Origin of the sequence: Streptomyces sp. NPDC079020 (assembly GCF_044542225.1) — a bacterium.
GTDB lineage: Bacteria > Actinomycetota > Actinomycetes > Streptomycetales > Streptomycetaceae > Streptomyces.
This window is the reverse complement of the sequence record NZ_JBITUB010000002.1, coordinates 430,833-444,428: the sequence shown is the minus strand read 5'-3', so window position 1 is coordinate 444,428 and position 13,596 is coordinate 430,833. Positions and strand designations below refer to the sequence as shown.

Here is a 13,596-nt window from a genome sequence, read left to right as displayed (position 1 = left end):
GCCGCGGGGCGGCCCCGCAGGGTGGCCGCGGGTCAGGCGGCGGCGAGCCAGAGGTCCGGGCCGAACACCTCGTAGTGGATGTCGGACGCCCGGACCCCCGCGGTCAGCAGCTGGGCGCGGACGGCGCGCATGAACGGCAGCGGGCCGCAGAGGTAGGCGTGCGTCCCGGGCGCGACGGTGAGGCCGGTCAGATCGACCGTCCCGGTGCGGCCGGCGGGGTGGCCGGGCTCCGGGTCCTCGTACCAGAAGTGGGCCTCGGCTCCGGGGAGTTTGCCGGTGAGCAGCGTGTGTTCGGCGCGCAGGGCGTGTGCGGCGGGCGAGCGGTCGCCGTGCACGACGGTGACGGGGGTGCGGTGGCCGGTGTCCACCAGGTGCTCCAGCATCGAGAGCATCGGGGTGCAGCCGATGCCCGCGGAGGCGAGCAGCAGGGGCGCGTCCATGTGGTCGAGCACCAGGTCCCCGTAGGGGACGGAGACGCGCAGCCGGTCGCCGGCCCGGGTGTGCTCGTGCAGCTGCCGGGACACCTCGCCGTCCGGAGTCCCCTCCCCGCGGACCCGCTTGACGGTGATCGAGCGCAGCGGGGACCCGGGGGAGCGGGAAAGGCTGTACTGGCGTATCTGCCGGGCCCCGTCGGGCAGTTCCAGCTGTACGGAGACGTACTGGCCGGGCCGGAAGGAGGGAGCGGGGGTTCCGTCCACCGGGCGCAGCCGGAAGGTGGCGACGTCCTCGGTCTCCTCGGTCCGGTCCACCACCTCCCACTCGCGCCACACATCACCGGCGACGACGCCCCGCTGGGCGTACAGGCGCTCCTCGATGGAGATCAGCGCGCCCGCCATCAGCCAGTAGACCTCGTCCCAGGCGGCGGCGACCTCCGGGGTGACGGCGTCGCCCAGCACCTCGGCGATGGCGGCGAACAGATGGGTGTGCACCACCTCGTACTGTCCGGCCGTGATCCCGAGCGAGGCGTGCTTGTGGGCGATGCGGCCGAGCATCACGTCGGGGCGGGTGTCCGGGTGCTCGACCAGCTGCGTCGCGAAGGCGGCGATGGAACCGGCGAGGGCCTGGCGCTGGGCGCCGGAGGCCTGGTTGCCGCGGTTGAAGAGGTCGCGCAGCAGCTCGGGGTGGGCGTCGAAGAGCTTGCGGTAGAAGAGATCCGCTATTTCCCCGATCGCCGCGCCCACGGCGGGGAGGGTGGCACGGACGGTGGCGGTCGACGTCTCGGAGAGCATCGGTGGACTCCTCAGGCTGGTTGACGGCGTAATTAATTGGTATGGGGGATGCGTATTTTTGGCCGCGACGGACCGCTCCGTGCGCTGACCCGCGTGCGGAGCGCGGGGCGACGGAGTGCCGGAACGGGGGTGCGGGGGAGTGCGGCCCGGTGGGTCAGCCCGGTGCGGGGCGGGCGCTGATGCCTACCAGCAGCGGGCCGGTGGGGGAGGCGACGAGTTCGGCGACGGTGACCGGGTCGAGGGTGGCGTAGAAGGCCTCCTCGGCCAGCCGCAGGGCGCCGCGCAGGCGGCAGGCGGAGCGCAGCGGGCACGGAGTGTCGCCCTCGCACTCGACCACCTCGCCCGTACCCTCCAGTTCACGGACGAGCTTGCCGACCGAGGCGCGGTGACCCGCCTCCGTGAGGGTGAGTCCGCCGCCGCGGCCGCGGCGCGCGTCGACCAGGCCGAGGTGCTGGAGCCGGGCGACGACCTTGGCGGTGTGGGTGTACGGCACCCGCATCGTGGCCGCCACCTCCCGGGTGGTCGGCGGATCCTCGTCCCGCGCGACGGCCAGTCGCATGAGCACGCGCAGTGCCACGTCGGTGAATCTCGTCAGCCGCATGGGCGTCAGACTAGATAAGTTGCATCCAGGATGCAACTTAAGCGGAGCGCCGGGCGACGCTGAACACTGTGCCCCGACTTGGGCCCGGTTAGTCACACTCATTTGTGTAATGGCGCTGCGACTCATCGTACTGAAAGGCTTCTTCGCGCAGGTCAGTCCATGATCGAAAGGACGTCAGATGTCCGTTGGTGAAGAGGTTCGCGACACGCAGGGCCCGCCGCAGCAGAGTCTCGGCACGGCCGCTGCGCGGAACCTCGCGACGACCACCAAATCCGCGCCGCAGATGCAGGAGATCACCTCGCGGTGGCTGCTGCGCATGCTGCCGTGGGTGCAGGTGCAGGGCGGTACGTACCGGGTGAACCGTCGGCTCAGCCATGCCGTCGGCGACGGCCGGGTGACCTTTGTGCAGACCGGTGACCAGGTCGCCGTCATCCCCGCCGAGCTCGGGGAACTGCCCGCACTGCGGGACTTCGGCGACCAGGAGGTCCTCGCCGAGCTGGCCCGCCGGTGCGAACAGCGGGAAGTCGCCGCGGGAGAGGTGATCGCCACCGCGGGGGACGCGGCGGACCGGGTCCACCTGCTGGCGCACGGCAAGGTGGAGAAGGTCGGCTCCGGTCCGTACGGGGACGAGGCGGTGCTCGGAGTCCTCGCCGACGGCTCGTACTTCGGCGACCGCAGTCTGGTCGACGGTGACGCCGCCTGGGAGTACACCACCCGCGCCCTCGCCCCCTGCACGCTCCTGACCCTGCGCCGTGCGGACGTGCTCAACCTCGCGGACCGCGCCGATTCGCTCCGGGACCACCTCGCCGGTGTGCTCTCCATCCCGCAGCAGCGGACCAACAACTACGGCGAGGCGGCGATCGATCTCTCCGCGGGACACGTGGGAGAAACGGTTGTCCCGCACACCTTCGTCGACTACGACGCGGCGCCGCGCGAGTACGAACTGAGCGTGGCCCAGACCGTGCTGAAGGTGCACAGCCGGGTCGCCGATCTCTACAACCAGCCGATGAACCAGACCGAGCAGCAGTTGCGGCTCACGGTCGAGGCGCTGCGCGAGCGCCAGGAGCACGAGCTGATCAACAACCGTGAGTTCGGGCTGCTGAACAACTGCGACTACGGGCAGCGGATCCAGCCGCACGACGGGGTTCCCAGCCCCGACGACATGGACGAACTGCTCTCGCGCAGGCGGGGTTCGAAGCTGTTCCTCGCCCATCCGAAGGCCATCGCCGCCTTCGGCCGCGAGTGCAACCGGCGCGGTCTGGTGCCCGAGAGCGTGGACATCGGCGGCCACCATGTGCCGGCCTGGCGCGGGGTGCCGATCTTCCCGTCCAACAAGATCCCGGTCAGCGACACCCGCACCACCTCGATCATCTGCATGAGGACCGGCGAGGCCGAACAGGGCGTCGTCGGACTCCAGCAGAGCGGCATCCCGGACGAGATCGAGCCGAGCCTCTCGGTCCGCTTCATGGGCATCGACGAGCAGGCGATCATCTCCTACCTCGTGACCGCGTACTACTCCGCCGCGATCCTCGTCCCGGACGCTCTCGGCGTACTGGAGAACGTCGAGGTGGGCCGCTGGCACTGACCCCTGCGGCGGGCCGGGCGGCGCGGGCCGCCCGGCCCGCCGCCCCACCCGTATCCACCGCACCCACAGGGGGAGTCCCATGACCATGACGAGTACGGACGCCACGACGGAAGGGCACGAGGCCGCGGTGCTCCTGGAGCGCACCCGGGACCTCGTCGACCCGCACCTGCGAGCGGCGGTGGAATCGCTGCCCGGCGGGATGCGCCGTGTCGCGATGTACCACTTCGGCTGGGAGAACGCGGACGGCACCCCGGCCGACGGGCAGGCCGGCAAGGCCATCAGACCCGCGCTGGTACTGGCCGCCGCCAGGGCGCTGGGTGGTGACCCGGACCAGGCCCTGCGGGCCGCCGTCGCGGTGGAGCTGGCGCACAACTTCACGCTGCTCCACGACGACGTCATCGACGAGGACACCACCCGCAGGCACCGGCCCACGGCCTGGGCGGTCTTCGGCATCCCGGACGCCGTCATCGCGGGTGACGCCCTGCTCGCCCTCGCCCAGCGGCTGCTGGCGGAGGACCCGCACCCGGCGGCCGCCCGCGCCTCGGCGCGGCTCGCCTCGTGCGTGATCGAGCTGTGCGCCGGGCAGCAGGCCGACTGCGCCTTCGAGGAGCGGGGCCCCGAGGAGGTCTCGCTGGACGAGTGCCTCGCCATGGCGACCGCCAAGACCGGCGCCCTGCTCGGCTGCGCGTGCGCGCTGGGCGCGCTCTACGCCGGGGCGGACGAACGGGCGGTCGGCTCGATGGACGGCTTCGGGCGCGAGGCGGGTCTCTCCTTCCAGCTCATCGACGACCTGATCGGCATCTGGGGCGACCCGGCCCGCACGGGCAAGCCGGTCGGGGCGGATCTGGCCGCCCACAAGAAGTCCCTGCCGGTGGTGGCGGCGCTCACCTCCCGTACCCCCGCAGCCGCCGAACTCGCCGTGCTCTACCAGGGGGCCATGAACACCCGCGGCGAAGTGGAGCGGGCCGCCGACGCCGTCGAACTGGCCGGTGGCCGGGACTGGGCGCAGGCCTGCGCGGCCGACCGGATGGCACGCGCGGTGCACCACCTGTCCCGGGCGGTGCCCGACCCCGCCGCGGCGGGCGATCTGCTGTCGCTGGCCGAATTCGTCACGCGCCGGACCCACTGACCGACCTCCCGCGACCGGTTCCCCGGCCCCAACTCTAGGATTCCACGCGTCGGTTGAGGTCGCACGGGAGAAGGGGCGGGAGCCGGTCATGGGTGTACGGACACGACGGGCGGACGCACGGGACAGGGACCTGGTCGTCTCGGTCCTGGAAGAGGCGTTCCATCACGACCCGGTCAGCAGCTGGGTCTTCCCCGAGGAGGAGCACAGGCGCGCGGTGCACGGGAGGTTCCTCGGCGTCTTCGTCGATGTCACGCTCACCGAGGGCCGTATCGACGTGCTGGAGGACGGCACGGCCGTGGCCCTGTGGCTGCCGGTGCCCGCGGGGGAGCCCGAGGAGGAGGACCCCACACCCGCGCTGATGCGGCGGACCGCGGACCCCGGCAACGAACGGTGCGAACTCGTGGGCCGGCTCACCGGCGCCATCCACCCGCACGACCGGGCCCATGAGTATCTGCTCATGATCGGTGTCTCCCCCGGACACCAGGGGGAGGGTCTGGGGGCGGCCCTGATCGGGGAGGTCCTGGAGCGCTGCGACCGCGACGGCGTCCCGGCCTATCTGGAGGCGAGCAGCCCCCGCAGCCGCACCCTCTACGAACGGCTGGGATTCACCTTCATGGGCACCACCGTCGAGCTCCCGGACGGCCCCTCGATGTGGCCGATGTGGCGTGAACCGAACGCGGGTTGAAGCGCAGGTGGAGGGCGCCACGGCGACCCGGCCGGGTACGGGCTACAGTCCCTGCTCATGACAGATGAGTCGTGGGCAGGCTGGTACCGGGACCGCGAGGGTTCCGAGGCCGTCGTACTCACCACGGACGGACGGCAACTCCGCATCCGGATCAGGGGCGTCGACTTCGAGGGCGAAAGCTTCGACGGCCTCGGACCGGTGTCCGGCACACCTCCGGAGACCGACAGTTTCGTCCTGGCGGACGGCATGCTCACCGACTGCGTACTGGAGTGGGATCTGCCGATCCCGGTCCTCTCCGCGGGCACGGTGCGCCAGGCCACGCTCAGTTGCCTGCTGTCGCTGCGCCGCAGCGACCCCGACCTGTACCTCGCCCTGCATCTGGACGGCGCGGTCTACGAATCGGCCCGCGCCGAACGGGACTTCGCGTCGGCGATGGCCACGATCCAGCGCATCCTGCCCTCCGGCACGCAGGTGCAGACGTGCATCGCCTGTGCCTTCTCCGACTACTTCCCGGCCCCCGTCCGCGGCCTCTCCGGCGCGCTCGCCTGCTTCCGCGGGGCGAAGGACGCCTACCGGGGCGCCGCGGGCGAGGGCGATGTGCTGGACCTGTGGGACCGGCGGACGGGATTCGTCCAGGAGATCTGGAGCTGCCGCGAGTTCGAGGCCCGCCCCGCCGAGGGTGCCGGGACCGGCCACCGGGGAGCGTTCCCGCTGGAACTCGCCTGACAGTCGCCTCCGAGTGGGCGGAGGGCCCGGCACCGATGGTGCCGGGCCCTCCGCCGTGCCGCGCGCATCTCCTGCCGGAGCCGCCGGGGCGCAGGGCCGCCGACACCCCCCGGGCCCTGCCGGAGCCGCTGACGTACCCGGCCCTGCGCGGAGCCGCTGACGTACCCGCGCCCGCTGATCCGGGGGCCCGGCCCGCGCCCACTGCCCGTTGCTGTGCGCGTATTGTTCTACTAACATGCGAACAACGGAGGTTTTCATGAGACGTAAGAACCCTGGCCGCGTCACCCTCGTGGCCCTGCCCTTTCTGATCGCCCTGCTGGCCGACCTGATCCTGTTCGCTGTTCTCAGTGACCGGCTGCCCGACCGGCTGGCGAGCCACTTCGACGCCGCCGGGGACGCCGACGGCCACATCGGGCGTACCTGGTACGCCCTCGCCATCGTGCTGGTGCTCGGTCCGCTCGGCGCGCTGTGGACCTGGACGGTGGCGAAGGGCACGTTCCACGGCCCGTCCCACCGCCGGATCATCGCCGGGGGATACGCCCTGGCCGCGTTCTTCGGCTATGTGCTCGCGGCGGTGCTGTTCGTCAACCTCGACGCCACCGAGGGCGGTCCGGCCGACGGATTCCCGCTGTGGCAGCTCGCCGCGGCGCTGGGGGCCGGTGTCCTCGGCGGTGGGCTGGGGCTGCTGCTCGCCCGGCTCGTCCCGGCGCCGCAGGACCCGCGAACGGGCCCGGAGGCGCTGCCCGGTGAGCGGATCGCGCTCGCCGACGGGGAGATCGCCGGCTGGGCGCGCTCCACCGGTTCCTGGTGGCTTCCGCTGTCCACGTTCGCGCTCCTGGCCGCGGCGGTCGCCCTCCTGTTCGCCGTCGGGTGGCTCGCCGCCGTGCCGCTGCTGCTCATCGGCCTGGCCGTGCTGACCTTCTCCCGGCCCTCCGTCACCGTGGACCGGCGCGGCCTCACCGTCACCGGGCTGCTGCCCTGGCCGCGCGTCCGCGTGCCCCTGGAGCGCATCGAGTCGGCCGACAGCCGGGAGGTCAACGCCCTGGCCGAGTACGGCGGCTGGGGCTACCGGATGCGTCCCGGCCGGAGCGGGGTCATCATGCGCTCGGGCGAGGCCATCGTGGCCAGACTGGCGGGCGGCCGCGAATTCGCCGTCACAGTCGACGACTCGGCGACCGGGGCCGCGCTGCTGAACACCCTCGCCGACCGGCAGCGGGCGGGGCGCTGACCATGCTCTTCCGGGTCGATCCCACATCCACCGTGCCACTCGGCGATCAGATCGCCGCGTCGGTCCGCCGTGCCGTCGCCGACGGCGCGGTGACCCAGGGGGAACGGCTGCCCGCCGCCCGGGTGCTGGCCGAATCACTGGGCGTCAACGTCCACACGGTGCTCCGCGGCTATCAGCGGCTCCGCGAGGAGGGGCTGATCGAGCTGCGCCGGGGCCGCGGGGCGGTCGTCACGGGCGGAGCCTCGCCGCACCGGGCGCGGCTGCTGGAGCGCGTACGGGAAGTGGTCTCGGACGCACGGGAGCTGGGCATGACGGAGGACGAGCTGCTGGCTCTCGTCCGTACCGAACTGGGCGGGGCCGCCCGGTAGGGCCGAGTGCCCCGGCCCTCGCGGCCGTTCGGCCCACAAGGGGCCACCCCGCGGTGCGGGGTGGCCCCTTGTGGCATGGGGGAACCGGCGGCCGGTGTGCGGCGTTGCCGCCGGGAGCGGTGGCGCCGGGTGCCGTACCCGCCCGTGCGGGTCGCGTCAGGAGGTGGCGCGGGCCAGCGCGGCCGCGAAACCGTTCTGCCACAGGTAGTTCACCTGCGACTTCTCGTTCGCGTTCGGGTAGGGGTTGGTGCAGGACGTGCCGGGGCCGCCGCCCGACATCAGCTCGCTGCACGGACCGGAGTAGTGGTCCGGCAGGCCGAGCACGTGTCCGGTCTCGTGTGCCGTGACCCGGGTCGAGTTGTACTGCTGGTTCTGCGCGTAGTCGAGGAAGATGTACCCGTTGCCGTGCCCGTCGGTGCTCGCGTACGAGCCTCGCGAGTCATTGCCCTCGTAGTAGGTGAAGTCGGCGTTGGAGCCCTGCTGAAGCTTGACGTTGGAGACCGAGCTGTTCCAGATCTGCGCGCTGCTGGCTATCTGGCTGCTGAAGCTCGGGGCGTTGGAGGCGTTGTAGATGACGGTGACCGCCTGCGTGCCCGGGTTGGCGGCACGCTTCTCGGCGACGGACTTCACCACCGCGTCGAAGAACGCCCGGTTGGCCGCGGCGTTCTCGCTGGACCCTTCGTACGCGGCGAAGCTCGCCTGGGTGCCGGCCGCGGAGCCGGTGGGTGCCGGAGCCGAGGCGAGCGCAGGTGCGGTGCCCAGTGCGGCGACGAGCCCGAGGCCGATGCCGGCGACGGCCGAGGCGAAGGCGGTCCTGGAGTGTCTCATGGGGGGTTTCTCCTACTTGTCCGATGAACCCGTGCCGCGGGGGTGTCCGGTGACCGGACTCGGTACGGGTGCGGTACGGGGAGAGTGTGGGGGAGCACCGGTCCCGCGCGGATGATGTCAATCCGCGATAGCGCCGCCCTATCGCCCGGCCGGGCCGCGCTCGGGGTCCGGCCGCGCGCCCCGTGCCGCACGCACCGGAACAGCACGGCATCAGCACGTTTCTGTCGCCCCAACACCCGCTGAATTGACGCCCTTTGGTGGGGTTGCGGCGTCTGGTGCCCGGTGTGCGGGCCGCCATACTCTCGGCTGCATGGAGCTTGAGGTGAGACACCTCAGGGCGCTCTGCGCCATCGCCGAAACGGGAAGCCTGCACCAAGCGGCCCGGCGTCTCGGCGTCAGCCAGCCCTCCCTGACCACCCAGCTGAAGCGGATCGAGAACTCCCTCGGCGCCGAACTGTTCCAGCGTGAACGGACCGGATGCCGGCCGACCCTGCTGGGCCGGGCCGTTCTCAGCAGGGCCCGCCCGCTCGTCGACGGGATGAGCGCACTGGTCACCGACGCGCTGGCGGAGGCCGAGGCGGCCCGCCCGCGCGGGGCGCGGCTGCGCATCGGATCGACCGCGAGCCGCGTCCTCGGCAGCTGGCTGCGCAGGCTGCGGGTCCGGCTGCCCGGCACCGACATCTCGCTGCGGGTCGATGTGTCGGCCCACGCGCTGCTGCGCACCGTCGAGGCGGGCCGCCTCGACGTCGCCTTCGTGCACGAGGTGGAGGGCAGCCCGCTGTCCATACCGGACGGCCTGGAGCAGCGGGTGCTCCTCGACCGTGAACCGCAGTTCATCTCGCTCGCCCGGGACCATCCGGCGGCGGCCCGCTCCGTGGTGGAGCTCGGTGATCTGGCCGGGGACCGGTGGATGGTGGACCCGACGGTGGACGGCGAGTGGGACGGGGTGCGCCGTGTGCTCGGTGCCGCCGGACTCGACCCGCCCGTGCTGCACGGCGACTACCTCACCGCCGCCTCCCTGGTCGTGCTGGGTGAGGCGGTCGCCCCCTGCCAGCCCACCTCGGGGCCGCGCGACGACATGGCGATCCGCCCGCTGCGCGACGACCCGCTCGCCGTGCGGCTGCTGCTGGTCTCGCGCCCGGAGGCCGATACGGAGGCGGTGTACGGGGAGTTGGAGGCCGCCTACATGGAGGCCGCCCGGCAGGTGACCGGCTACCACGCCTGGCTGCTGCGCCACCGCAGCCCGCTGGCGCGCGCACTCTGACACCCGGCACCGGCTTCCCCGCCCGGCCGCGGCTTCCCGGTACGGGGTACGGCCGCGGGTTCCCGGTTCTGCTGACAGCGTGGGTGTGTTCCCGGCCGGGCGTCCGGCGGGCAGAGTGATCACCATGAAGGTACTGATGCTGGGCGGTACGGAGTTCGTCGGACGCGCCGTCACGGAGGCGGCCCTGGCCCGGGACTGGGAGGTCACCGTCTTCCACCGCGGTCACCACGCGCCGCCACCGGGCGTGAGTGCGCTGACCGGCGACCGGACGGGCGGCGCGGGCGGCCTGGCGGCCCTGTCCGAGGGCTCCTGGGACCTGGTCGTCGACACCTGGAGCGGCGCGCCCTCGGCGGTCCGGGACGCCGCCCGGACGCTCACGGGGAGAGCGGGGCACTACACATACGTTTCCAGCCGTTCCGTGTACGAGTACCCGGCCCCGGCCGGACTCGGCGAGGACGGCCCACCGGTTTCCGGTGCCTCCCCCGACGCGGGCGGTGACGTCCCCTACGCCCTGGCCAAACGCGGCGGCGAGCTGGCGGCGCTCGACGCGTTCGGCCACCGTGCGCTGCTGGCCCGCGCGGGCCTGATCATCGGCCCAGGCGAGAACATCGGCAGACTGCCCTGGTGGCTCGGCCGGACGGCCCGCGGCGGACCGGTCATCGCCCCGGGCCCCCGGGACGCGGCGCTCCAGTACATCGACGCCCGCGACCTGGCGAGCTGGCTCCTGGACGCCGCCGCGAGCGGGCTGAACGGCGCGTACAACACGGTCAGCCGCCCCGGTCACAGCACGATGGGCGAGCTGCTGGACTCCTGTGTCCGGGTCACCGGATCCGTCGCGGAACTGCGCTGGACCGACCCCGGGAAACTGCTCGCGGCAGGCGTCGAGCCCTGGAGCGACCTGCCGATGTGGCTGCCCGCCGGGGAGCTCCACGACACGCTCTACGAGGGCGGCCACACCAAGGCGTACGCCGCCGGGCTGCGCTGCCGGCCGGTCGGGGAGACGGTCGCCGACACCTGGACCTGGCTGTGCGGGCGGGGCGGTGTCGCGCCGCAGCGTCCGGACCGGCCCCCGGTCGGCCTCGATCCGCAGGTCGAGGAGAAGCTGCTGGCCGCCTGAGCCCCCGGCGTACCGCTCCCCGGGAGCCCCGTGGTTGAGGGCCCTGTATCCGACGGCTCCCGCACCCAGCCCCGAGGCCCCGTATTCCATGAAACCGGCCATATCCGGCGTGTCATACGGGGTGAATAAGCAGTAAAGCTGCATATTGCCCGGCATGGGAGAACAGGCATACAGGCACGGCAGGCGGATCAGGGCGGCGACCACGGTGGCGACGGCGGTGGCCATGGTGGGCGTGTTCGCGTCCGCCGCGGCGGCGGACCCGCTGCCCGGTGGGCTGGGGCCCTGTCTCGGCAGTGACTGCCCGTCCACCTGGAACGACCCGAACAACGGACCGGTCACCGGGTTCGACAGCAACATCAGCATCTACGTCGGCGGCGACTTCCTGGTCAGGGAGGCCGCCGCCGAGGCCGAGGGGAAGACCGTCACCCTCGGTGTCTTCGACATGGACAAGCGTCCGGGCGCCTCACAGATCTACAACGTCGGTGTGGCCGGGGTCGGTTCGCGCGTGCCGCCGCCGGACGGATCCGACTACCTGACGGTGGGCGGCGAGGTGACCATCGCCCCGGGCGAGCGGCTGCTCGCCGAAGAGGGCTCCCACTCCGGCAGAGTCGCCCACGGCAGCGGCCTCACCGGCACGGTCAGCCCCGCCGGCGCCCCGCACTTCGTCCGGGACGCCACCGCACCGTACGAGGCACTGCGCGCCCGGCTGACCGGGGCGAGCCACTGCTACGCCTACGAGGGCGAGGCCCACCGCGGGGCGACCGGCACCTGGCGTACGACGGGCGACACCACCACCTTCACCGGAGACGGCACCTCGGCCATCCAGATCTTCGACGTGGACGCGGATCTGGTGTCCGCCGCGGGCGGCGACACCGGCTTCGTCTTCGCCGGCATCCCGGCCGGAGCCACGGTCCTGGTCAATGTCTACGGCGGCACCCGCAGGGTCGGCACGCTCATGGACACCCTGCCCGATCCGGGGCTGCGCGAGCACCTGCTGTGGAACTTCCCGGACGCCATCGACCTCACGCTGTCCGGCGCGGGCCAGTTCCAGGGCAGCGTCCTGGCCGGCCGGCCCACCGGCACGACGACGCTCACGATGAGCGGGACCAACGGGCGTTTCTACACAGCCGGTTCGCTCACCCACACCTCGGCCGGTGAATCGGGCGGCCAGGAACTGCACGCGTACCCCTTCGACGGAGACCTTCCGGCCTGCGGCACGGAACCCACGCCGACCCCGACCCCGACGGAACCGACCCCCACCCCGACGGAGCCCACCCCGACCCCGACCGGCCCCACCCCGACCCCGACGGAACCGACTCCCACGCCCACCGAGCCCACGCCCACCGAGCCCACACCCACCCCGGCCGAGCCGACTCCGGCCCCCTCGGAGAGCAGCCCCGACCCCTCGCACGTGCCGGGGCATCCCGGCGGCGAACTCCCGCACACCGGCTCCCGGGGCGGCGAATGGATCATCGGCGGCATCGCCGCGGCACTCGTCGCGGCCGGTGGAGCGGCCCTGGTGGCCGCGCGCAGGGCACGCCGCCGCAACGGCTGATAGCGGCGCGCGGGTCCAGCCCTTAGCGTGGCCGGATGACCGAACCGCTTCTGCACATCACGGAGGCACCCCTGTGGGAGGCGGCGCGCGGGAAGGGCAGGTACGAGATGTCCACCCGCGGCCGCACCCTCACGGAGGAAGGCTTCATCCACTGCTCGCTGCCCCACCAGCTCGCCGGTGTGGCACACATGCTGTACGGGGCCGATGACCAGGGCCTGGTGGTCCTGGTCATCGATCCCGGCCGGCTCACGGACCCCGTGCGGTACGAGGCCCTGAAGCCGGGCGGAGAGAAGTTCCCGCACCTGTACGGACCGCTTCCGGTGGACGCGGTCGTGGAGGTACGGCCCTGGCAACGAGAGGAAGACGAAACCCAGTGATCGGCCCCCTCACCGCGGTGACCGGAGCGAGCGGCGCGGTCGGCGGCCGGGTCGCCCGGCGGCTCGCGCGCACCGGCGTCCCCGTCCGCCTGCTCGGCCGCGACCCGTCCCGGCTGCCGGACCTGCCCGGCGCGGTCCACGCGCCCCCGGCCCCCTACGGCGACGCGGAAGCGATGCGCCGTGCCCTGGACGGGGCACACACCCTGTTCCTGGTCTCCGCGCACGAGAGCCCCGACCGGGTGCGCCAGCACACCACGGTGGTGGACGCGGCCGTCGCCGTGGGCGTCGAGCGGATCGTGTACGTGTCGTTCCTCGGCGCCGCACCGGACGCGACGTTCACCTTCGCCCGCGACCACTGGCACACCGAGGCACACATCCGCACCAGCGGGCTGCGGTACACCTTTCTCCGCGACAGCCTGTACCTCGCCGGTATCCCGGCGATGACCGGCGCCGACGGCATCCTGCGCGGGCCGGGAGGCGACGGCAGGGTCGCGGCCGTCGCGCACGAGGACATCGCCGACTCCGCCACCGCCGTCCTGCTCGACGAGAGCACCGGCCATGACGGCCGGGTGTACGACCTCACCGGACCCGAGGCGTTCACCCTGGCCGAAGCCGCGGAGGAGCTGAGCCGCCGCACCGGACGGACGGTCCGCTACGTCCCCGAGACCCGGGAGGAGGCCTACGCCTCCCGCGCCGGGTACGGAGCCGAGGACTGGGAGGTGGCCGGCTGGGTCACCTCGTACGAGGCCATCGCGACCGGTGAGATGGCAGCCGTCTCGGACGCCGTGCCGGCCCTCACCGGGCATCCGGCCATGAGTCTCGCCACCTATCTGGAGGAGAACCCGGACAGCTTCCGGCACCTGCTCACCGGCTCCTGACGGCACGGGGCCGCCGGTCCGGGACG

Annotated in this window: 14 protein-coding genes; 11 read left to right on the top strand and 3 right to left on the bottom strand. The window is 72.7% G+C overall.

The features are described 5' to 3' along the window. Positions 1 to 32: 32 nt before the first annotated feature. Together ACIGJO_RS05900 and ACIGJO_RS05895 are read right to left on the bottom strand one after the other, a co-directional pair. Entirely contained in the window at positions 33 to 1,229 is a 1,197-nt protein-coding gene (locus ACIGJO_RS05900; protein ID WP_399952659.1) for a globin domain-containing protein, read from the bottom strand. A gap of 154 nt (positions 1,230 to 1,383) precedes the next feature. Continuing rightward, complete coding sequence (locus tag ACIGJO_RS05895; protein WP_399952656.1) at positions 1,384 to 1,830, bottom strand: RrF2 family transcriptional regulator; 447 nt, start codon at positions 1,828 to 1,830, stop codon at positions 1,384 to 1,386. A gap of 178 nt (positions 1,831 to 2,008) precedes the next feature. Here ACIGJO_RS05895 and ACIGJO_RS05890 point away from each other — a divergent pair, with 178 nt between their 5' ends. The 6 genes from ACIGJO_RS05890 (at position 2,009) to ACIGJO_RS05865 (ending at position 7,551) form a co-directional block, all read left to right on the top strand. Further along, positions 2,009 to 3,415 (top strand): family 2B encapsulin nanocompartment shell protein, encoded by a 1,407-nt coding sequence (locus ACIGJO_RS05890; protein ID WP_399952653.1) that lies wholly within the window; start codon positions 2,009 to 2,011, stop codon positions 3,413 to 3,415. 85 nt (positions 3,416 to 3,500) lie between these two features. After that, the gene (locus ACIGJO_RS05885) at positions 3,501 to 4,544 is read left to right on the top strand and encodes a family 2 encapsulin nanocompartment cargo protein polyprenyl transferase (protein ID WP_399953218.1); all 1,044 of its coding nucleotides are present in this window, start codon (positions 3,501 to 3,503) and stop codon (positions 4,542 to 4,544) included. 88 nt (positions 4,545 to 4,632) lie between these two features. Continuing rightward, on the top strand, positions 4,633 to 5,229 hold the full coding sequence (locus tag ACIGJO_RS05880) for a GNAT family N-acetyltransferase (RefSeq protein ID WP_399952650.1): 597 nt from the start codon (positions 4,633 to 4,635) through the stop codon (positions 5,227 to 5,229). Positions 5,230 to 5,286: 57 nt separating this feature from the next. Continuing rightward, the gene (locus tag ACIGJO_RS05875) at positions 5,287 to 5,955 is read left to right on the top strand and encodes a DUF6304 family protein (RefSeq protein WP_399952648.1); all 669 of its coding nucleotides are present in this window, start codon (positions 5,287 to 5,289) and stop codon (positions 5,953 to 5,955) included. 256 nt (positions 5,956 to 6,211) lie between these two features. After that, positions 6,212 to 7,183: a DUF1648 domain-containing protein gene (locus tag ACIGJO_RS05870; protein WP_399952645.1), complete on the top strand. Its 972-nt coding sequence runs from the start codon at positions 6,212 to 6,214 to the stop codon at positions 7,181 to 7,183. A 2-nt stretch (positions 7,184 to 7,185) separates the two neighbouring features. Next, on the top strand, positions 7,186 to 7,551 hold the full coding sequence (locus ACIGJO_RS05865) for a GntR family transcriptional regulator (protein WP_399952643.1): 366 nt from the start codon (positions 7,186 to 7,188) through the stop codon (positions 7,549 to 7,551). Positions 7,552 to 7,707: 156 nt separating this feature from the next. On the opposite strand, the gene snpA is transcribed toward ACIGJO_RS05865, so the two are convergent. Beyond that, positions 7,708 to 8,379 (bottom strand): snapalysin, encoded by a 672-nt coding sequence (gene snpA / locus ACIGJO_RS05860; protein ID WP_399952640.1) that lies wholly within the window; start codon positions 8,377 to 8,379, stop codon positions 7,708 to 7,710. A gap of 310 nt (positions 8,380 to 8,689) precedes the next feature. On the opposite strand from snpA, the gene ACIGJO_RS05855 reads away from it, so the two are divergent. The 5 genes from ACIGJO_RS05855 to ACIGJO_RS05835 all read left to right on the top strand — a co-directional run bounded on the left by ACIGJO_RS05855 (position 8,690) and on the right by ACIGJO_RS05835 (position 13,570). Then, positions 8,690 to 9,643: a LysR family transcriptional regulator gene (locus ACIGJO_RS05855; RefSeq protein WP_399952637.1), complete on the top strand. Its 954-nt coding sequence runs from the start codon at positions 8,690 to 8,692 to the stop codon at positions 9,641 to 9,643. Positions 9,644 to 9,767: 124 nt separating this feature from the next. Continuing rightward, positions 9,768 to 10,760: an NAD-dependent epimerase/dehydratase family protein gene (locus ACIGJO_RS05850; RefSeq protein ID WP_399952634.1), complete on the top strand. Its 993-nt coding sequence runs from the start codon at positions 9,768 to 9,770 to the stop codon at positions 10,758 to 10,760. A gap of 154 nt (positions 10,761 to 10,914) precedes the next feature. Next, positions 10,915 to 12,315, top strand: coding sequence for a choice-of-anchor A family protein (locus tag ACIGJO_RS05845; protein ID WP_399952631.1), 1,401 nt, complete (start codon positions 10,915 to 10,917; stop codon positions 12,313 to 12,315). Positions 12,316 to 12,350: 35 nt separating this feature from the next. Continuing rightward, the gene (locus tag ACIGJO_RS05840) at positions 12,351 to 12,692 is read left to right on the top strand and encodes a DUF952 domain-containing protein (RefSeq protein WP_399952628.1); all 342 of its coding nucleotides are present in this window, start codon (positions 12,351 to 12,353) and stop codon (positions 12,690 to 12,692) included. After that, positions 12,689 to 13,570, top strand: coding sequence for an SDR family oxidoreductase (locus tag ACIGJO_RS05835; protein WP_399952625.1), 882 nt, complete (start codon positions 12,689 to 12,691; stop codon positions 13,568 to 13,570). The genes ACIGJO_RS05840 and ACIGJO_RS05835 overlap by 4 nt, the downstream gene beginning before the upstream one ends. Positions 13,571 to 13,596: the final 26 nt, after the last annotated feature.